The following is an 18,393-nucleotide window of genomic DNA, read 5'->3' as shown; positions in this document are numbered from 1 at the left end:
CGGCCCCGGCCCGACCCTGGAATCCGACCCTGAGGGGCCGGAAAACCGGATGCCCGCCGCCCCGGCCCGCGGGTATGACTTGTCCGGTGAAACACGACAGCCCCGAATTCGCCGCCATCGCCGAGCAGGGCACGATCCTGCGCTGCCAGGTCGGGTCCGGGCTGCACGGCACCGCCGTGTCCGGCCAGGACGACCGGGACGAGCTCGGCATCTGCGTCGAGCCGCCGGACCACGTGATCGGCCTGAAGCGGTTCGAGCAGTACATCTTCCGCACGCAGCCCGAAGGCGTCCGATCCGGCCCCGGTGACCTCGATCTGACCGTCTACTCGCTGCGCAAGTGGCTGCGGCTAGCGCTCAACGGGAACCCGACCGTCCTGCTGCCCTTGTTCGTACCCGAGTCCGAGATCGTGGTGATCGACGAGCTCGGCGCCGAACTGCGCGAGCACGCGCACCGGATCGTCTCGCGCCGGGCCGGGCTGCGGTTCCTCGGCTACTCCCGCGCCCAGCGCGAGCGGATGCTGGGCCTGCGGGGCAAGGCGGGACGGCCGGAGCTGATCGAGAAGTACGGCTTCGACACGAAGTTCGCCATGCACATGGTGCGGCTCGGCGTGCAGGGCGTGGAGCTGCTGGAGACCGGCCGGATCACGCTGCCGGTCCCCGAACCGTGGCTCGGCTGGCTCCGGGATCTGAGGCAGGGCAAGAAAACCCGCGAGGAAGCACTCGAAGCGGCCGAGTCGCTGGAGCACCGTCTCGACGAGCTGGTGCGCGGGGCGTCGCCGCTGCCGGAGGAGCCGGACGCGGATTGGGCCGACGCTTGGCTGGTGCGGGCTTACCTCAGGGCGTGGAAGATGCCTTGATGACCATCAAGGCGAAAGCGCTCACGTTCGGGGTCGCGGTGCTGACCGTGCTGGGAATCGGCACGGCCAGTGCCGCGCCTGAAAGCCAAGGCGCGCGAAGCAGACTGGACGTCGTTCAGGCCCGTGGCGAGATCCGCGTGTGTTCGACGGGGGACTATCGGCCGTTCACCTATCGGGACGCCGCGGGTGCGTGGAGCGGGATCGACATCGATCTCGCGGGCGACCTCGCCCGGCGGCTCGGCGTCCGGCTCCAGTTGGTCCAGACCACCTGGAAGGCGATCGCCGACGACGTCGGGCGGAAATGCGATCTGGCGATGGGCGGGGTTTCGGTGACCCTGGACCGCGCGAAGAAGGGTTTCTACACGGTTCCCTATCTTCGCGACGGCAAGACACCGATCACCTTGTGCGAGAACGAAAAGCGGTTCCAGACCCTGGAACAGATCGACCAGCCGGGGGTGCGGGCGATCGTGAATCCGGGCGGTACCAACGAACAGTTCGCCGACGCCAACCTGAAGCAGGCGACCATCGTGCGGCATCCGGACAACAACACGATCTTCGCCGAAATCCTGGCGGGCCGGGCCGACCTGATGATCACCGACGCCACCGAGACCCGTTGGCAGGCGAAGCAGAATCCGCGGTTGTGCGCCGTGCATCCCGACGAGCCGTTCACCTTCTCGGAGAAGGCGTACCTCCTGCCGCGCGACGTCGTGTTCAAGGAGTGGACCGACCAATGGCTGCATCTCGCGCTGAACGACGGCACCTACGCGCGTATCGCGAAACCCTGGCTCGGCTGAAATCGGTTTGAACCACTTTCGTTATCCGGCCGTATCCCTGGATGTGGGTGAGGAGGAACCAGACCGGAGGAAGACACCGATGATGAACAGCGCCGGGAAACACCGCAAACGCGCGACGATCGGCATCGCGTCCGTGCTCGGGGTGGCCGCCATCGCCGCGGCGATGTTCGCGATCAGCACTCCGGACGGGCAGGCCGCGGAAAACTGCCAGGGACTCGACACCGCCCTCCGCAACAACCTCACCTTCATCGCGGGCCAGCGGGCGGAGCCGGATGCGCAGTCCGAGGCGCGGATCGCGAACAGGCAGGCCGTCGTCGACCTCATCCAGCAACGCCGCGAAGCCGCCGGGTGCACCGAAGAAGTGCTGGCCGACGGCGGGAATCAGGCCGCGGACGACGCCATGGCGGTCGAGGACGAGGCGGCTCCGAAGGACGAGGCGGCTCCGCGGGAAGAGGCGGTCGCCGGGGAGGGCGAGGTCGTCTGCCCTGGCTCCACGGTGACGCTGTCCGGCGAGGGCGGTGCTCCCGCGGCGTCCAGCAGCGAGTTCCCGGCGGGCACCAAGCTGAAGGTGACGAACCTGGACAACGACAAGTCCACGACCGTCGAGGTCACCGGCGTTTCCGGCAGTTGCGCGCTGCTGAACAACGCGGCCTTCGAGCAGGTCCGCGAGCCGGGCAAGTTCCTGATCCGCCGCGCCACCATCGAGCGGGTCGGCTGAGGCACCCGCGCCGGGACGGGGAAGACGCGGACGGTCCCGGTGCGGAGGCGGCACGAGTCCTCCTGGTCCCCTCGGCCAGGAGGGCTCGTGGTCGTTTGTATCTCGCTTGTACGCCCTTTCGGGACGCTTCTCGCGAAACGCCGAGAAAGGACATCCGATGAGATTCAGACGAGTGCTCACGGCGGCCGCGACCGCCTTGCTGGGCATGGCCGGGCTGGCGATCACCGCGACATCGGCCGAGGCCGCCGTCGGGCCGCGTCCCAACTTCCAGCTCCCGTTCCCCTGCAACCAGGTGTGGAACGGCGACAACGACAACAGCAGCGCGCACCGGGCCTACGAGATCGACTTCAACCGGGGCGGCTCCGCGGACGCGGACCTCGGCGACACCGTGGTCGCGGCGGCGGCGGGCAAGGTCGTCATCTCGGCGCACCAGGGTTCGGCGAACGGGTTCGGCAACCTGGTGAAGATCGACCACGGTGGGGGATGGTCGACCTACTACGCGCATCTGAAGGTCCGTTCGGTCGCGCTCAACGCGCAGGTCGCGCAGGGGCAGAAGATCGGTGAGGTCGGCAACACCTCCAAGCCGGGCAACAACATCAGCCCGCACCTGCACTACGAAGTCCGCACCAACGACTCCTCGTGGCCGAGCAACATCAAGCCCGCGTACTTCAACGGCGTGAAGTTCGGCTACCCCAACGCCAACGTGACCTCCAAGAACACCTGCAGCGGCAACGGGAACCCGAACCCGTACGACGCCGTCGAGGTGTGCGGCGACGGCTACAAGGTGATCGACTCGCAGGCGGTCGGCAGCGCCGCGACCGCGTACCTGCTGTACAACGCCACGAACAAGAACAACTGCGTCACCACCATCAAGTCCACCTCGGTCGGCACGGGCAGCGCGGTCTCGGCCTTCCTCGAAGTGCAGGGGTCGGCGCGGAAGACCGACTCCGGCAGCTTCGAGTACTACGCGGGCCCGGTGAGCGCGGCCGCCGGCGCGAAATGCGTCCGGTGGGGCGGCTCCGCGGGGTCCGCCAGCTACGAATCGCCTTTCGAGCACTGCAGCTGAACACCATGAAGGTCCCTTCCTCGCGAAAATCGCGAGGAAGGGACCTTTCATCGCGTCGGGAGGTGGGTGCGGACGCGGGTGAGGCGGGCTTCCCAGGCCGCCCGGACGTCCGGGCCTGCTGCGTGGGCGGAGAACAGATCGGGAGCGGGAGCCTGCCGCGGCACCGGCAGTCGTCCGTCCACAGGGGACAGTGAGTCGCCGCAGACGTCTCCCGTGAGCAACGACATCGTGCCCAGCCCGCACGCGAAGTCCAAAGTGGGCAGTGCGCCCGCGAGCGCCAGCCCGGCGGCGAGCCCGACGCTCGTCTCGACGGCGGACGAAACCACGCACGGCAGGCCGCAGGCTTCGGCGACCTCCAGTGCGCGCCGCACCCCGCCCAGCGGTGCGACCTTCAGCACGGCGACGTCGGCCGCCCCCGCGACGGCCACCTTGAGCGGATCTTCGGCCCGGCGGATCGACTCGTCCGCGGCGATCCGCACCCCGACCCGGCGCCGGACGGCGGCCAGTTCGTCGATCGAAGGGCAGGGCTGCTCGACGTACTCGAGCCCGCCGGCCGCGCGGTCCAGCTCGCCGATGGCCTTGACCGCGGTGTCCACGTCCCAGGCCGTGTTCGCGTCGACGCGGACCGCGCCCCGCGGGCCCAGCGCGGCCCGTACCGCCTCCACCCGGGCGCAATCCTCGGCGAGGCTCACCCGAGGGTCGGCGACCTTCACCTTCGCCGTGCGGCAGCCCGAAGCGGACACGAGTTCGTACGCCTGCTCCGGGGACACCACCGGCACGGTCGCGTTCACCTCGACACTGTCCCGCACCGGCGACGGCCAGCCGCGTTCGCTCGCCTCCAGCGCGGACGCGAGCCATGGCGCGCTCTCGGCGTCTGAGTAGTCGGAGAACGGGCAGAACTCGCCCCAGCCGGCTTCGCCGCGCATCAGCAGCCCTTCGCGGACCGTGATACCTCGGAACCGCGTGCGCAGGGGGATAGCGTAGACGTCCATCGGCACCGATCATGCCACCGCGGGAATCGCGTGCCGTTTCCGTCGGTTCCGGACAGAATGAGCGACGTGGCACTCGACTTTCGCGTGCTGGGGCCCACCGAGGTCACGGCGGACGGGCTGCCGGTGCCCTTGGGCGGCAGCAGGCCGCTCATCGTGCTGGCAGGCCTGTTGCTGCGCGCGAACACGGTGGTGCCGGTCGGGGAACTGGGCCGCTGGCTGTGGCCGGACGACCGGCGGCGGTCGAAGGGGGCGCTGCAGACCTACGTCCTGCGGGTCCGCCGCGCGCTCGGCGACGAGGTCACCATCCGCACCGAACGGGGCGGCTACCTGCTCGAACTCGACGAAAACCGGCTCGACCTCGCCCGCTTCCGCGCACACGCCGCGGCCGGAGCGGAGGCCGCGCGTGACGGCGACCTTCGCGGAGCCGCGGGCCGGTTCGCCGCGGCGTTGTCCGAATGGCGAGGCCCGGCGCTGCAGAACGTCCACTCCGAAGCGCTGCTTCGGGACGAAGCCGACCAGCTGGGCGAAGAGCGGTTGCGGGTGTGTGAGCAATGGGCCGACGCACTCATCGCGCTCGGCGAGCACAACGTCGTCGTTCCCGAGCTGACCAGGCTGTGCCGCGACAACCCGCTGCGGGAGCGGCTGCACGAACAGCTGATGATCGCGCTCTACCGGTCCGGCAGGCAGGCCGAGGCGCTGAACGTCTACCGCCGGATCGGCGCGGTGCTGGCCGAAGAGCTCGGCCTGGACCCCGGCGCGTCGCTGCAGCGGGCGCACCAGGCGATCTTGACCGGCGAAGAGTCCGTCGAGACCACATTGGACTCCGAACTGACGCGGTACCGGCTCGGCGCCGAACCGCTGATCCCGCGCCAGCTCCCCGCCGATCTGCGGGTGTTCTCCGGCCGCCAACGCGACCTCAAGGCTTTGCACGGGCTCGTCCCGGAGGCGCTGGACACCGAGCGGTCGACGTCCATCGCCTCGATCGAGGGAATGGGCGGTATCGGCAAGACGACGCTCGCCGTCCACTTCGCGCACGAGGTCGGCGACCGTTTCCCCGGCGGGCAGGTGTATCTCAACCTGCGCGGTTACGGCCCCGGCGAACCGGTCGAAGCGGCGGCCGCGCTCGAAACCATGCTCGTCTCCGTCGGTGTCCCCGCCGACCGGATCCCCGCCGACGTCGACGGGCGCGCGGCCACCTGGCGCACGTACAGCGCGGGCCGCCGGATGCTGATCCTGCTCGACAACGCGGGGAGCACCGAGCAGATCCGGCCGCTGCTGCCCGGACCCGGCTGCCTGGTGCTGGTGACCAGCCGATGGCAGCTCCACGCGCTGGTCGCGACCCACGGCGCGCGGCGCCTCGCGCTGGAGGAACTGCCGGACGAGGACGCGATCGCCCTCCTCGCCTCGACGATCGGGCTGGACCGGGTCGCCGAGGACCCCGAGGCCACCGAACGGTTCATCCGGTACTGCGGCGGGCTGCCGCTGGCCATCCGGATCCTCGCGGTGCGGGCGGCGCAGTTCCCGGATCTCGCGCTGGGCGAGTTCGTCCGGCTGCTGGAAGCCGAACAGGACAGGCTGGGTTCGTTCGACCTCGCCGACGGCGACGAGACGAACATCCGGGCCGTCTTCTCGTACTCGTACCGGGCGCTCGACCAGCGGGCCGCCCGGATGCTGCGGCTGCTCGGCCTGCCGACCGGCGGCGACTTCAGCGTGCCCGCGGCCGCGGCGGTGGCCGGTGTCGACATCGCGGAAGCACACGAGGATCTGGCGAAACTCGCTTCCGCGCATCTGATCGCCCGGTCCAAACCGGGCCGGTACCAGTTCCACGACCTGATCCGCGCATACGCGGCCGAGCTCTCGGCGAAGCTCGACGGGCCCGAGGAGCGGACGGCCGTGCTGGACAGGCTGCTCCACGCGTCGCTCGCCTCCGCGCTGAACGCGTCGAGGCTCTTGCGCTCGGAACGGCACTACCGGCTCGTCCAGCCGGAGCGGTTCGACGGCGCGGGGCTGAAGTTCGGGCACTACGAACAGGCTCTCGACTGGTTCGACGAGGAGGCCGGGAACCTCATCGCCGCGGTGAACATCGCGTACCGGGAGCGGCGGTACCGGGAATGCTGGCAGCTGGCGTGGCTGCTGCAGTCCTACTTCATCGTGCGGGCCCGGCTGGAGGACTGGCGTTCGGTGTTCGGCGTCGCGCTCCGCGCGGCCCGCGACCTCGGAGACCGGTCGGGCGAGGCCGCCATCCTCAGCGGACTCGGCGTGGCCTGCGGCGTCGCCCGCCAATACGAGGACAGCATCGCCTACCTCAAGCAGGTCGTCGAGTTGCAGCGGCAGGTCGGGGACCGGCAGGGCGAGGCGCGGGCCCTCTACAACCTCACGCTGGCCAGCCAGGACCCCGACACCGGATGGGATTACGGGACGCGCGCGTTGCGGCTCATCCGGGAGAGCGGCGTCGGCGCCGGCATGGAGGCCAGCGCGCTGCAGGCCCTCGGCGACATCTGCACCCAGGCCGGCCGCTTCGAGCAGGCACTCGACTTCGCCGACCAGGCCTTGGCGCTGGAGGCGCACGCGCTCCCCGACGAAGCCCGCTTCACCCTGCACACCAAGGGAACCGCGCTGGTCGGGCTGGGCCGCGGCGACGAGGGCATCGCCTGCATGCGGCGCGCCGTCGAGATGTTCTTCGCCCATGGCGAGCTCTACGAGGCGGCCGACGTGCTGGCCCAGCTCGGCGGAATCCATCTGCGGCTCGGTGACCCCTCGTCGGCGCGTGAGTGCTGGCTGCGTTCGGTGCGGGTGCTGACCGAGCTTTCGCATCCCGACGCCGAGGACGTCCGCACCAAGCTGGCCTCGCTCGTCGGCGAAACGGTCAAGGCTGAGTGAGGCACGGGCGCCCGGCGTGCCGACCCCCAGGCACAGCACGCGAGTACGCCCGTGACCTCAAACGCCACTAAACCGGACACCGCTCACTGTGCGCTGACTGCGCAGCTCGCGCGGGTCAAGCCAGGAGTTCCGCGAGGGCGATCGCGTTCTTCGGCGCCTCGACCTTGACGTCGTTGTCGAAGTAGACGTACGTGTCGCGGCCCCAGCCCTTGATCTTCCGTGCCCACTTCTCGAGGGCCTTGTCGCTGTATCCACTGACGTACAGCTCCTCGTCGCCGTGCAGGCGGACGTACGCGAAGTCTTCGCTCGTCATCTCTTCGACGTACGGGAACTTGCCCGCGGTGTCGGCGACCACGAGCGCGATGCCGTGTTTCCGGAACAGGTCCAGGCTTTCGGGTTCGGCGAAGCTCGGATGCCGTACCTCGACGGCGTGCCGGAGCTTCCGGCGAGGGCTCGGATCGGTGTGCGGTCCGGCTTTCAGCTTGTCGTCGTGTCGCTTCGCGAGCTTGGCGGCGGCGTGGCTGGTGCGCGGCAACAGCTTGAAGAACGCCTCGACGCGCTCGGCGTCGAACGCCAGCCGCGGCGGCAGCTGCCAGAGGAACGGCCCCAGTTTCCGGCCGAGCGCCAGCACGCCGGAGGCGAAGAAGTTCGCCAGTGGCGTCTCGACATCGCGCAGTTGCTTCAGATGCGTGATGAAGCGGCCGCCCTTGACGGCGAAGACGAAGTCGTCCGGTGTCTCCTCGGCCCACGCGCGGTACCGCTCGGGACGCTGCAGCGAGTAGAACGAGCCGTTGATCTCGGCCGAGTTCATCCGGGACGACAGGTATTCCAGCTCGCGCCGCTGCACCAGGCCGCGGGGGTAGAAATCCCCGCGCCACGGTGGGTAGCACCAGCCCGAAGTGCCGATCCTCAGCTCCGCGACGTCGATCACCGCCTTCCCGTGTCGCCCTGATTCCCCCTCTCTTCTCGGGATAAACGCCCGCTCACGCCCACGAGAACCGCCACCGGCGGGTCTGCACCAGGCCGGACGCGAACTCGCGCAGATTGCCCGGCTGACCGGCGAACGACGGCAGGCAGAACGAGCGGTGCTCGGCGGCGACCGTGAGCGCGCGGCCCTGGGTCCGCGGCGGCGCGGCCACCGACAGCTCCATCGAATCGAAGCCCAGCACCGTGAGCGTCGCACCGAAGCGGTCTTCCCAGCTGCGCAGGACGGCGGACAGCTCGTGGACCTGATCGGTCGCCTTGATCATGCCGGTCCAGCCGAGGATCGCCGGGATGTCGGCCGGGCGCTCCGTCTGCACCAGCGCCAGCCGGTGCTGCCCGCGGGCGGCCAGGATCGACCCGGTGTTACCCGCCTCGGCCAGCGGATCCGCCCGGCGCGACGGACGGCGGGCGAGACCGGGGAACTTCGCGCCGAACGGGCGCAGGCAGGCGCCGTCGCAGCACGACGTGTCCCACCAGCGGGCCAGCACCTCGGCCGGATCCACCGAGCCGATCCGGTGATCGGCGGGGGCGAGCCTGCCGCGGTCGTCGATCCAGTCCTCGCCGTTGGCCGCGAAACGCTGGTCGTGCGGGATCAGCACCGGCCACAGGCCGGACCGATCGAATTCGGCGACGCAGCCGGTGTAGCGCTCCGGCCTGGCCAACGGCAGGTCGGAAACCCAGATCCGGCCGTGCCAGCGGCCGGGCGGCAGGGTCTGGACTGGTGGTGTACCCGGTCGGAACGGTGCGATGGTCATCGGCTTCCCCTCGAACTGGTGTTCGGTCAACTCTACCGAACACTAGTTCGAAGCACCGACAGTTTTCGATACCCCGTTTGCGGGATCCGGGGACGGTCGCCTCAGGCGTCGCTTGAGTCACATGGGCACCATGGTCCGTCCACTGTGGACGCTCGGTGGTGCTTTTGGCGACCGGGGAGGGCACCGAGTGGTAGCAAAGGTCCCTTGCTCTCTTCCTGCTGGTCAGGGGGGTGATCGGAGGTCCTGAAGGTCGCCTAGTGCGCGCCGACCCGATCAATCGCCTAGATGATGAAGAACACCGCCCCCCCCAAGAACATGCCAAAGTAATAAAATCCCGATAACGGCGGCGCTAGCCAGTCGTATGAGTGCTGGTCGTGTCGCTGTTCGCGATCCGGACCAGCCCGCCGGTGTTCCCAATGTCGCATCAGAGACGCTCAGCGTCACAGATGCGACATTGGGGACACCACAATCGGGGTCACGCGCCGCCCCGGCCCGTCCGACCGCCGGTCATCTGACTGGGCCGGCAGATGGAGGGAGCCTTCTCCTGCCGAAGCGAAACCCTAAAGAGGGCGCAGCAGGTCGTCCGCGTCCACGATCCGGTACGCGTACCCCTGTTCCGCCAGGAACCGCTGCCGGTGCGCCGCGTACTCCGTGTCGACGGTGTCCCGCGAGACGACCGAGTAGAAATGCGCCTGCCGTCCGTCGCCCTTGGGCCGCAACAGCCTTCCGAGCCGTTGCGCCTCCTCCTGCCGCGAGCCGAACGTCCCGGAGATCTGGATCGCGACCGACGCCTCGGGCAGGTCGATCGAGAAGTTCGCGACCTTCGAAACGACCAGCGTCCTGATCTCGCCGCGCCGGAACGCGTCGAACAGTTCCTCGCGTTCCTTGTTCCGTGTCGCGCCCTGGATCACCGGCGCGTCGAGTTCGTCGCCGATCATCTCCAGCTGGTCGAGGTAGGCGCCGATGACCAGCGTCGGCTCGCCGGGATGCCGGTCGACCAGCGATTTGATCACCTTGGTCTTGGTGTCCGCGGTCGCCGCCAGTTTGTACCGCTCCTCGGCCTCGGCCGTCGCGTATGCGAGCCTCTCGGCGTCCGTCAGCGTCACCCGGACCTCGGTGCATTCCGCTGGCGCGATCCAGCCCTGCGCCTCGATGTCGCGCCACGGGACGTCGTACCGCTTCGGGCCGATCAGGGAGAACACGTCGCCTTCGCGCCCGTCCTCGCGCACGAGGGTCGCGGTGAGCCCGAGCCGCCGCCGGGACTGCAGGTCCGCGGTCATCCGGAAGACCGGCGCGGGCAGCAGGTGGACCTCGTCGTAGACCACCAGGCCCCAGTCCCGCGAATCGAACAGGTCCAGATGCTTGTACTCGCCCTTGGTCTTGCGCGTGACCACCTGGTACGTGGCGATGGTGACCGGCCGGATCTCCTTCTTCTCCCCGGAGTACTCGCCGATCTCCTCCTCGGTGAGCGAGGTCCGCGCGACCAGCTCCCGCTTCCACTGCCGTCCGGCGACGGTGTTCGTCACCAGGATCAGCGTGGTCGCCTTCGCGTGCGCCATCGCCGCGGCGCCGACCAGGGTCTTGCCCGCGCCGCACGGCAGCACGACGACGCCGGATCCGCCCGCCCAGAACGCCTCGGCGGCCTTGCGCTGGTAGTCGCGCAGCTCCCAGTCGACCTCGGCCAGCTCGATCGGGTGTGCTTCGCCGTCGACGTAACCGGCGAGGTCCTCCGCGGGCCAGCCGACCTTCAGCAGCGCCTGCTTGAGCCTTCCGCGTTCGGACGGGTGCACGACGACGGTGTCCTCGTCGATCCGCGCGCCCAGCATCGGGCTGATCTTCTTGTGCCGGAGGATCTCCTCCAGCACCGCGCGGTCGATGGTCGACATGACCAGGCCGTGCGCCGGGTGGTTGGCGATCTGCAGCCGCCCGAAGCGGCCCATCGTGTCCACGATGTCGATGAGCAGCGGCTGGGGCACGGGGAACCGCGAGTACGTGGTCAGCGCGTCGACGACCTGTTCGGCGTCGTGGCCTGCGGCGCGGGCGTTCCACAACGCGAGCGGCGTGATCCGGTAGGTGTGGACGTGCTCGGGAGCGCGTTCCAGTTCGGCGAACGGCGCGATGGCGATCCGCGCGTCGTCGGCCTGGCTGTTGTCGACCTCGAGGAGCACGGTCTTGTCGGATTGGACGATCAGCGGGCCATCGGTCACATCCTCCTTTATACGTTCCGGCCACACCGGCTCCCGTCGCGGCACCGCTGGTGGAAGGATGTGCGGAAGGTGACTGGAGGGGACCTTGACGACTACACCGACCGGCGGGACACCCGAGTACGACCCGTTCAACGCGCCCGCGCCCCTGCCCCCGATGCCCGAGGTGGGACCGCCGACGCCGTTCCCGAAGCCGGCGCCGCTGAGCGTCCTGGCCAGGGTCTCGATCGTGCTGGGTGTGGTCCTCGCGCTGGGCCTGGGGAGCCTGGCCGCCTGGGGGATCTCGCAGTCGAGCAGGTTCGCCACGGTCGAGGCGGGGAAATGCCTGTACCTGACCGACGAGGCGGGCGGCAACCAGAGCTACACGACGGCCAGTTGCAGTTCGAACCGCGCGACCTTCCGCGTCGACGAGGTGAGGACGGGTTCGTCCGACTGCCGCGACGCGGACTACATCCAGTTCGAGGTGTACGGGACTTCGTCCAGCCGCACGGCCAAGAAGACGCTCTGTCTCGCGCTGAACGTCGAGACCGGGGACTGCCTGCGCGACGTCGTGCACGAGACGCGGATCGCGAAGGTCCGCTGCACCGACATCAGCGCGGAGGCGCGGGCGGTCGTCACGCGGGGATCGTCGGAGACCGCCTGTTCCTCGGAAGACACCGCCCTGCACTACACCGGGCCGCCCGAGCGCACCGTGTGCCTCAGGCCGACCGGGGAGAACATCTAGGGTCCGCTCGTACGACCCGGTTCGCAGCCGAATCGGCTCCACCACGGCGGCAAGTGCCGGTCCACTCGGCGCGCCCGGTGATGTTCAGGGCCGCGCCACCATCGACTGCACGTCGAGCCGGGCGCCGAGGATGCCCGAGTTGTGCATCAGGTCGGCGACGCGCTGCAGCCGGATGCCGTTGAGGGAGACCGGGTAAGTCCCGAGCGAGATCAGCGAAGCCGTCGTCCGGTCGATGTCGGAGAACGACGGCAGCGCGTCGCGGACGACGGCGGGGTCGGCCGCCCGCACCTGCGCCTCGCCGAGCACCTTCCGGAACACGGCGAGCGTGCGGGCGTTGGCCTGGCCGAACGCTCCCATCGAAACGTAGGACGACATCGGGAAGTCCAGGGTCGCGCCGCGGGCGCCGTCGGCGAGGATGCTCGCCCCGAGTTCCTTCTCGGCCCTGGTGATGTACGGCTCGACCATCCACGCGGCGTCGACCTCGCCCGCCTGCAACGCCTGCGGCATCCGGTCGAACGGGTTCTGCTTGAACTGGATCCGGTTCACGTCGATGCCCGCGGTCCCCAGTACCGACCTGGCCGCCAGCACGCCGACGTCGTCGAGCATGTTCACCGCGATCTTCGGTGACTTCTTGAGTGTCGGTTCGGTGTAGTCCGAGCCGGGGAGTGTGACGAGCGCCATGGTGTTGCGGCCGGCGGTGTAGGCCTCGCCCTGCAGCTGCAGCGCCGTCCCGCCGGCGGCTGCGCGGAAGATCGACACGTCGCTCGCGAACGCCAGGTCGACCTCGCCGGCGGTGAGCTTGCCGATCGCCTGGTCGGCGGGAACTTCGACGAGGGTCACGGAAAGGCCTGCCGCGGTGAACTTCCCGTCGGCGACGGCGACCCGCAAGGGCGCCGTGTCGATGGGGCTTCCGACGCCGATGCGCAGTTCCGTCCGTTCGAGTGGTGCGTCGGTACTTGCGTCACCACCGGAAAACACTCCGCAACCGGTGGTCGCCAGCAGAGCCGCTACCAGCGGAATCGCCAAGACACGCATCTTCGTCACCGCTCACCTACCGAGAGAATGTGCTCCTCCTTCTGGATCGTATGGTCCGTGCCCCATACGATCGCGTGCGGGAGACGCCGGATGGCGCGGCTTTCGATCGTTCTCGAACCTTGTTACTCTACAGTAGGTTCGGGCTCTCGTCCCCGATGTCAGCCATGGGAAAGGGTCCCGTGGTGGGAAAAGGAAACCAGGTGGCCCGTCGCGACAAGCGTCCCCGTGGGGGCGACGCGGCGGAACGGCATCCCCGTGTCGGCGGCCGCTGGCGGCTGCGGAACTGGCACCTGCGTACCAAACTCTTCGTGGTACTCCTGATTCCCGCGCTCGCGGTGGTCGCCCTCGTCGGGCTCCGGGTCAACTCGGATCTGCGGGACGCGCGGCAGCTGGCCGAATTCGCCACCCGCGGCCGGGTCGACAGCACCGTCGCCGAAGCGGTGCACCAGCTTCAGCGCGAACGCGACCTCACCGTCCGGTTCGTCGCGGGCGACCGCAAGGGCGATCTGTCCGAATTGACCGAGCAGCGCAAGCGCGCCGACGAGGCCATCGGCACGTTCGACCGCACACTCGGCGAGAGCAAGAGCAGGCTCGGCGGCAAGGCCGCGACGAGCCTGCAGCAGACCAGCGACCGCCTGCGCGTGCTGACCGGGCTCCGGTTTTCCGCGGAACACTCCGCTTTTCCCGCCGACGCGGTGCTGCGGTCCTACAGCGAGCTGATCTCCGGTCTGCTCGACATCAGTGATGCCACCGCCGCCGACGTCTCCGACCCGGATCTGGGGAAGCTCCGCCTCGCGGGCAACGCGCTCGCGCGGGTCAAGGATCAGATGTCGGTCAAACGCGCGATCATGGCGGCCGCGCTCGCGCAGGGCGCGCTCAACCGGGACCGGACCCGCGCGCTGCTCGGCGCGGAGGCCGAACTCGCCGCCGCCCGCAGCGACTACCGCACCTTCGCGACGCCCGAACAGCAGCGCATGTACGACGACACGGTCATCGGCCTGATCGTCGACATCGGCAACGACATGGTGGAATCGGCGCTCATCCGCGCCGAGAACGATCAGGGGCTCGGCGGGCTGGACCCGAACCAGTGGGACACCTCGGCCACGTACACGGTCAACCTCGCCCATCAGGTGCAGCAGGCGCTGCTCGTCCAGCTCCAGGAACGCACCGACGCCCTCGCGGCACGCGCGAGGACGTCCGCGATCTGGGACGGGGGCATCGTGCTCGCCGTGCTGATGGTCGCCGGTGTGCTCTCGGTGATCATCGCGCGGTCGCTGCTGCGGCCGTTGCGGATCCTGCGCCGCAGCGCGCTCCAGGTCGCCGAGCACCAGCTCCCGGCGGCCGTCGAAGGACTGCTCAGCGATCCCGAACCGCAGCCGGAGAACCTGCGGCGGCGGCTGGCCGTCGCGCCGGTCCCGGTGTTCAGCCGCGAGGAACTCGGCCAGGTGGCGCGGGCCTTCGACGCGGTGCACGGCGAGGCCGTCCGGCTCGCGGGCGAACAGGCCATGCTGCGGGAGAACATCAACGCGATGTTCGTGAACCTGTCGCAGCGGAGCCAGGATCTCGTCGAGCGGCAGCTGTCCGTCCTGGACCGCATGGAGGCCGACGAACAGGATCCCGACACCCTCGCCGGCCTTTTCGAACTCGACCATCTCGCCACCCGGATGCGCCGCAACAGCGAGAACCTGCTGGTGCTGTCGGGAACCGACGTCGTCCGTGAAGACGGCGGCGCCGTGGTCGCCGACGAGATCATCGGCGCCGCGCTCTCGGAGGTCGAGCACTACCAGCGGATCGAACTCGGTGCGGCGCCGCGGATCGCGGTACGCGGCGAGGCTGTCAACGACCTCGTGCACGTGGTCTCCGAGCTGCTGGAGAACGCGACCCGCTATTCGGATCAGAGCACGATGGTGCAGGTCGAGGGGCACGAGACCGACCGCGGCGAATGGCAGATCGAGATCACCGACCACGGTGCCGGCATGCCGCAGGCGGAGATCGACCGGACCAACACGCGGCTGGCGAACCCGCCGGAGGTCGACGTCGAGGTGTCCCGGCGGATGGGCCTGTTCGTGGTCGCGACGCTGGCCGTCCGGCATCACATCGACGTCCGCCTGCGGTCCGCCGACGGGGGCGGGATCACTGCGGTGGTCGTCGTGCCCGCCGAGCTCATCGTCGAAGCGCCCCGGCCGGCCCCGCTGCCGGAACCCCCGCCCGTCACCGTCGTCGTGCCGGAGCCGGAACCCGAACCGCCGCTGGAAGTCCCGCCGCTGCCCGAACCCCAGGAGAGCGCCGAGGAGTCGCGGTTCGCGCCCGTGCTGGATCCCGGGCCGTTGCGGCGTGCCCCGGTCGTCGAGCGTGAGACCACGCCGGAGTGGCCGTCTTCGGACGACGACGCCGTCGACCATCTCGAACTCGACGCGCCGACCGAGCGGATGCCCAAGTACCAGAGCGTGCTTTCGCAGTGGTTCGACCACGGAGGCCCGCGCGAAGGGCCCTCGCCCGCCGAACCCGGCCCGCCCTCCTTGCCGTCGTTCGAACCGGTGAAGAACGCCGTGCCCGAGAAACCCGAGCCGGATCCGGACGAGCCGACCGAGCCGACGCTGAAGCCGGTGGAGCCGAAGGAAAAGGAACCGGAACCGGCGTGGCCGACGCCAGCCGAGCTGGAACAGGAGGACGGGGCGGAGGAGACCTGGCCGGTGCTGCCCGCCGTCGTCCCCGAGGCCCGGTCGCAGGACGACAGGCCGGAGAAACCGCGAGGGGAGAGGCCGATACTCTCACTTTCCCCCGAAGCGGTCCGCGAACGGATGACCAGCCTGCAAGGCGGTTTCCGGCGCGGTCGCCACGCCAGGGGTGACGACAACCCCTCGGTATAAGCGAATTGGAAGGTCCATGAGCCCGAAAACCGGCCTGCTGGAAGTGATCGCGCTGACCGCGGTGGACGCGGAGCGCGCACAGGAGGGCGGGGCCGATCGCCTCGAACTGGTCAGCGACATGGCCAGCGACGGTCTCACGCCGTCGGTCGAGACGCTGCGCGACGTACTCGCCGCCACCGATCTCCCGGTGCGGGTGATGCTGCGCGACAACATGTCCTTCGCCGCCGGCGACCTCGACGGGCTGCGCGCGGACGCCTGCCGCCTGATCGACGCGGGCGCGCGAGAGTTCGTCTTCGGTTTCCTCGACCTGGAAAGCGAAGTCGACATGGACGCCTGCGAGACGCTGGTCAAGGAACTCGACGGCCTGCCGTGGACCTTCCACCGCGCCATCGACCGCGCGCGGGATCCGTTGCGCGCCTACGACCAGCTGATCGCCCTCGGCTGCGACACGGTGCTCGCGGCCGGACATCCGCACGGCGTGGCGCACGGGCTTTCGGTGCTGCAGCGGCTCGCCCGGCGTGAGGACGGGCCGCGGCTGCTGGTCGGCGGGGGCCTGCGGGCGCAGCAGGTGCACCTGCTGCGGGCGGGCGGCGTCGGCGCGTTCCACGTCGGGAGCGCGGTCCGGCCGGGTGGCTGGGAGTCTGATGTGGACGTCGCGGCCGTGCGCGAATGGGCGGCGCTGGTCAAGGAGTAGTTGCGCGGGCAACTACCGCATTCAGAGGACGAAATGCGGGGCGTTGCCGTACGCATCGGGTCAGGTCCAGACCACACACGGTGATACGAGGTTGCATCTTCAACTATCCGGTGCCGACCAGATAGCGTGTGCCCATGGCTACCCGCACCGTACGTGACGCGACCAGGGAACTGCTGCGCGATCTGGGCCTGACCACCGTTTTCGGCAATCCCGGAACGACCGAGATCGCCTTCCTCACGGAGTGGCCGGACGACTTCACCTACGTGCTCGCGCTCCACGAGGCGTCCGTCGTCGCGATGGCCGACGGGTACGCCCGCGCGAGCAGGCGGGCGGCGCTGGTGAACCTGCATTCCGCCGGCGGGGTCGGGCACGCGCTCGGGCATGTCTTCACCGCGTACCGCAACAACGCCCCGCTGATCATCCTGGCCGGCCAGCAGACCAGGTCGCTGCTGCCGGACGATCCCTTCCTCGGCGCCGTCGAAGCGGCGAACTTCCCCAAGCCGTACGTGAAGTGGAGCTGCGAGCCCGCCAGGGCGGAAGACGTCCCGGCGGCGCTGGCGCGGGCGTATCACATCGCGACGCAGGCACCCATGGGTCCGGTGTTCGTCTCGGTGCCCGTGGACGACTGGGACGTCGAGACGTCGAAGCCGATCGTCTCCCGGCCGCCGATCCGCGGTTTCGCGCCCGATCCGTCCGCTTTGGACGAACTGGTGTCGGCGCTGGACGCCGCCGAGCATCCGGCGATCGTGGTCGGCCCCGGTATCGACGGTGAAGGCGCCGTGCCGGACGTGGTCGAGCTGGCCGAGAAGGTCGGCGCCGGGGTCTGGGCGCCGCCGATGGGGGCGCGCTGCTCCTTCCCCGAGGACCATCCTCAGTTCTTCGGATTCCTTCAGCCGGAACGGAAAGCGCTCGCGAGCGCGCTGGCGGACCACGATCTCGTGGTCGTCATCGGCGCACCGGCGTTCACCTACCACGTGTACCGGGGCGAGTCGGAAACCGCGCTGCCGCCGCTGTTCCTGGTCAGCGACGACGAACAGATCCTCGCCAGGGCCGCGGAAGGCACCGGGATCCGCGCGACGCCGATGCTCACCATCCGCGCGCTGCTGGACCGGGCCGCGCCGCGAGAGGCGCCGAAACCCCGCACCCGGCTGGAAAAGCCCGTCGCGGTCACGCCGATCACGCCCGGTTTCGCCTACTCGGTGATCTCGGAAGTCCTGCCGGACGACGCGATCGTCGTCGAGGAGACACCGAGCCACCGCAACGAACTGCACGACCACCTGCCGATCAAGTCCACCGACACCGGCTTCCTGACCGTCGCCAGCGGCACCCTCGGCTACGGTCTCCCGGCCGCCGTCGGTGCCGCGCTGGCCCGGCCGGACCGCAAGGTCGTCGCGATCCTCGGCGACGGGTCGAGCATGTACTGCGTCCAGGCACTGTGGACGGCGGCGCAGCACAATCTGCCGGTGACGTTCGTGATCTTCGACAACTCGCAGTACGCCGCCGTGCGCATCCTCGGCGAGGCGGCGGGCGGCGAGAAGGTGCCGGGCGTCGACCTCGGCGGCATCGATTTCCCCGCGCTGGCGAAGAGCATGGGGCTGAACACGTCGGTCGTCGAGAAGGCCGAGGACCTCAAGCCGGCGCTGGAGGCCGCGCTGCCGGACGAGCGGCCGCATCTGGTGCACGTCCGCATCGACGCGAACCCGCGCACGCTGTACTGAGAGCGCTGAAGGGGGGGGGGCCCCCCAGCGCAGAGGGGGCACCCCCCCGACCCAAGACACGGGGGGGTGGGTACCCAGGGGATAGATGTGGGGTGGCCGAAA

14 protein-coding genes are annotated in these 18,393 nt (G+C 69.6%); 9 read left to right on the top strand and 5 right to left on the bottom strand.

Annotated elements, in window-relative coordinates; translation table 11 throughout:
• Window positions 1–86 precede the first annotated feature (86 nt).
• The 4 genes from ACFWIW_RS31520 (at window position 87) to ACFWIW_RS31505 (ending at window position 3,435) form a co-directional block, all read left to right on the top strand.
• Window positions 87–857 (top strand): DNA polymerase beta superfamily protein, encoded by a 771-nt coding sequence (locus tag ACFWIW_RS31520; protein WP_378371816.1) that lies wholly within the window; start codon window positions 87–89, stop codon window positions 855–857.
• A complete protein-coding gene (locus ACFWIW_RS31515) occupies window positions 857–1,651 on the top strand; it encodes a transporter substrate-binding domain-containing protein (protein ID WP_378371815.1) in 795 nt (264 codons plus the stop codon). Before ACFWIW_RS31520 ends, ACFWIW_RS31515 begins: the two co-directional genes overlap by 1 nt.
• A gap of 79 nt (window positions 1,652–1,730) precedes the next feature.
• Window positions 1,731–2,369, top strand: coding sequence for a hypothetical protein (locus ACFWIW_RS31510; protein ID WP_378371814.1), 639 nt, complete (start codon window positions 1,731–1,733; stop codon window positions 2,367–2,369).
• 157 nt (window positions 2,370–2,526) lie between these two features.
• Window positions 2,527–3,435, top strand: coding sequence for a M23 family metallopeptidase (locus ACFWIW_RS31505; RefSeq protein ID WP_378371813.1), 909 nt, complete (start codon window positions 2,527–2,529; stop codon window positions 3,433–3,435).
• Between the two features lie 47 nt (window positions 3,436–3,482).
• Here the strand turns inward: ACFWIW_RS31505 and ACFWIW_RS31500 are convergent, their stop codons facing one another.
• Window positions 3,483–4,427: an o-succinylbenzoate synthase gene (locus ACFWIW_RS31500; protein ID WP_378371812.1), complete on the bottom strand. Its 945-nt coding sequence runs from the start codon at window positions 4,425–4,427 to the stop codon at window positions 3,483–3,485.
• 57 nt (window positions 4,428–4,484) lie between these two features.
• Between ACFWIW_RS31500 and ACFWIW_RS31495 the strand changes: the two genes are divergently transcribed.
• A complete protein-coding gene (locus ACFWIW_RS31495; RefSeq protein ID WP_378371811.1) occupies window positions 4,485–7,307 on the top strand; it encodes a BTAD domain-containing putative transcriptional regulator in 2,823 nt (940 codons plus the stop codon).
• Window positions 7,308–7,422: 115 nt separating this feature from the next.
• On the opposite strand, the gene ACFWIW_RS31490 is transcribed toward ACFWIW_RS31495, so the two are convergent.
• The 3 genes from ACFWIW_RS31490 to ACFWIW_RS31480 form a co-directional block, all read right to left on the bottom strand.
• A complete protein-coding gene (locus ACFWIW_RS31490; protein WP_378371810.1) occupies window positions 7,423–8,238 on the bottom strand; it encodes a DUF72 domain-containing protein in 816 nt (271 codons plus the stop codon).
• Window positions 8,239–8,290: 52 nt separating this feature from the next.
• Window positions 8,291–9,046: a DUF4253 domain-containing protein gene (locus ACFWIW_RS31485; protein WP_378371809.1), complete on the bottom strand. Its 756-nt coding sequence runs from the start codon at window positions 9,044–9,046 to the stop codon at window positions 8,291–8,293.
• A gap of 560 nt (window positions 9,047–9,606) precedes the next feature.
• Window positions 9,607–11,253: a DNA repair helicase XPB gene (locus tag ACFWIW_RS31480; protein WP_378371808.1), complete on the bottom strand. Its 1,647-nt coding sequence runs from the start codon at window positions 11,251–11,253 to the stop codon at window positions 9,607–9,609.
• An 85-nt stretch (window positions 11,254–11,338) separates the two neighbouring features.
• Between ACFWIW_RS31480 and ACFWIW_RS31475 the strand changes: the two genes are divergently transcribed.
• Window positions 11,339–11,974: a hypothetical protein gene (locus ACFWIW_RS31475; protein ID WP_378371807.1), complete on the top strand. Its 636-nt coding sequence runs from the start codon at window positions 11,339–11,341 to the stop codon at window positions 11,972–11,974.
• A gap of 84 nt (window positions 11,975–12,058) precedes the next feature.
• Here ACFWIW_RS31475 and ACFWIW_RS31470 read toward each other — a convergent pair whose 3' ends face one another.
• The gene (locus ACFWIW_RS31470; protein ID WP_378371806.1) at window positions 12,059–13,018 is read right to left on the bottom strand and encodes an ABC transporter substrate-binding protein; all 960 of its coding nucleotides are present in this window, start codon (window positions 13,016–13,018) and stop codon (window positions 12,059–12,061) included.
• A 191-nt stretch (window positions 13,019–13,209) separates the two neighbouring features.
• Between ACFWIW_RS31470 and ACFWIW_RS31465 the strand changes: the two genes are divergently transcribed.
• The 3 genes from ACFWIW_RS31465 to mdlC all read left to right on the top strand — a co-directional run bounded on the left by ACFWIW_RS31465 (window position 13,210) and on the right by mdlC (window position 18,291).
• Complete coding sequence (locus ACFWIW_RS31465; RefSeq protein ID WP_378371805.1) at window positions 13,210–15,879, top strand: nitrate- and nitrite sensing domain-containing protein; 2,670 nt, start codon at window positions 13,210–13,212, stop codon at window positions 15,877–15,879.
• A gap of 16 nt (window positions 15,880–15,895) precedes the next feature.
• Entirely contained in the window at window positions 15,896–16,573 is a 678-nt protein-coding gene (locus ACFWIW_RS31460) for a copper homeostasis protein CutC (RefSeq protein ID WP_378371804.1), read from the top strand.
• A gap of 134 nt (window positions 16,574–16,707) precedes the next feature.
• Entirely contained in the window at window positions 16,708–18,291 is a 1,584-nt protein-coding gene (gene mdlC / locus ACFWIW_RS31455; RefSeq protein ID WP_378371803.1) for a benzoylformate decarboxylase, read from the top strand.
• Window positions 18,292–18,393 lie beyond the last annotated feature (102 nt).

Origin of the sequence: Amycolatopsis sp. NPDC058340 (assembly GCF_042723975.1) — a bacterium.
In the GTDB taxonomy this organism is placed as follows: domain Bacteria; phylum Actinomycetota; class Actinomycetes; order Mycobacteriales; family Pseudonocardiaceae; genus Amycolatopsis.
Note: the sequence above shows the minus strand (reverse complement) of the source record. Positions and strands in the feature narration are given on the sequence as shown.

What these genes read in the sequence shown, in the direction of transcription:
- ACFWIW_RS31515 (WP_378371815.1), top strand. Translation starts at nt 857, where the DNA reads ATGACCATCAAGGCGAAAGCGCTCACGTTCGGGGTCGCGGTGCTGACC.
- ACFWIW_RS31510 (WP_378371814.1), top strand. Translation starts at nt 1,731, where the DNA reads ATGATGAACAGCGCCGGGAAACACCGCAAACGCGCGACGATCGGCATC.
- ACFWIW_RS31505 (WP_378371813.1), top strand. Translation starts at nt 2,527, where the DNA reads ATGAGATTCAGACGAGTGCTCACGGCGGCCGCGACCGCCTTGCTGGGC.
- ACFWIW_RS31500 (WP_378371812.1), bottom strand. Translation starts at nt 4,427, where the DNA reads ATGGACGTCTACGCTATCCCCCTGCGCACGCGGTTCCGAGGTATCACG.
- ACFWIW_RS31495 (WP_378371811.1), top strand. Translation starts at nt 4,485, where the DNA reads ATGAGCGACGTGGCACTCGACTTTCGCGTGCTGGGGCCCACCGAGGTC.
- ACFWIW_RS31485 (WP_378371809.1), bottom strand. Translation starts at nt 9,046, where the DNA reads ATGACCATCGCACCGTTCCGACCGGGTACACCACCAGTCCAGACCCTG.
- ACFWIW_RS31460 (WP_378371804.1), top strand. Translation starts at nt 15,896, where the DNA reads ATGAGCCCGAAAACCGGCCTGCTGGAAGTGATCGCGCTGACCGCGGTG.
- mdlC (WP_378371803.1), top strand. Translation starts at nt 16,708, where the DNA reads ATGGCTACCCGCACCGTACGTGACGCGACCAGGGAACTGCTGCGCGAT.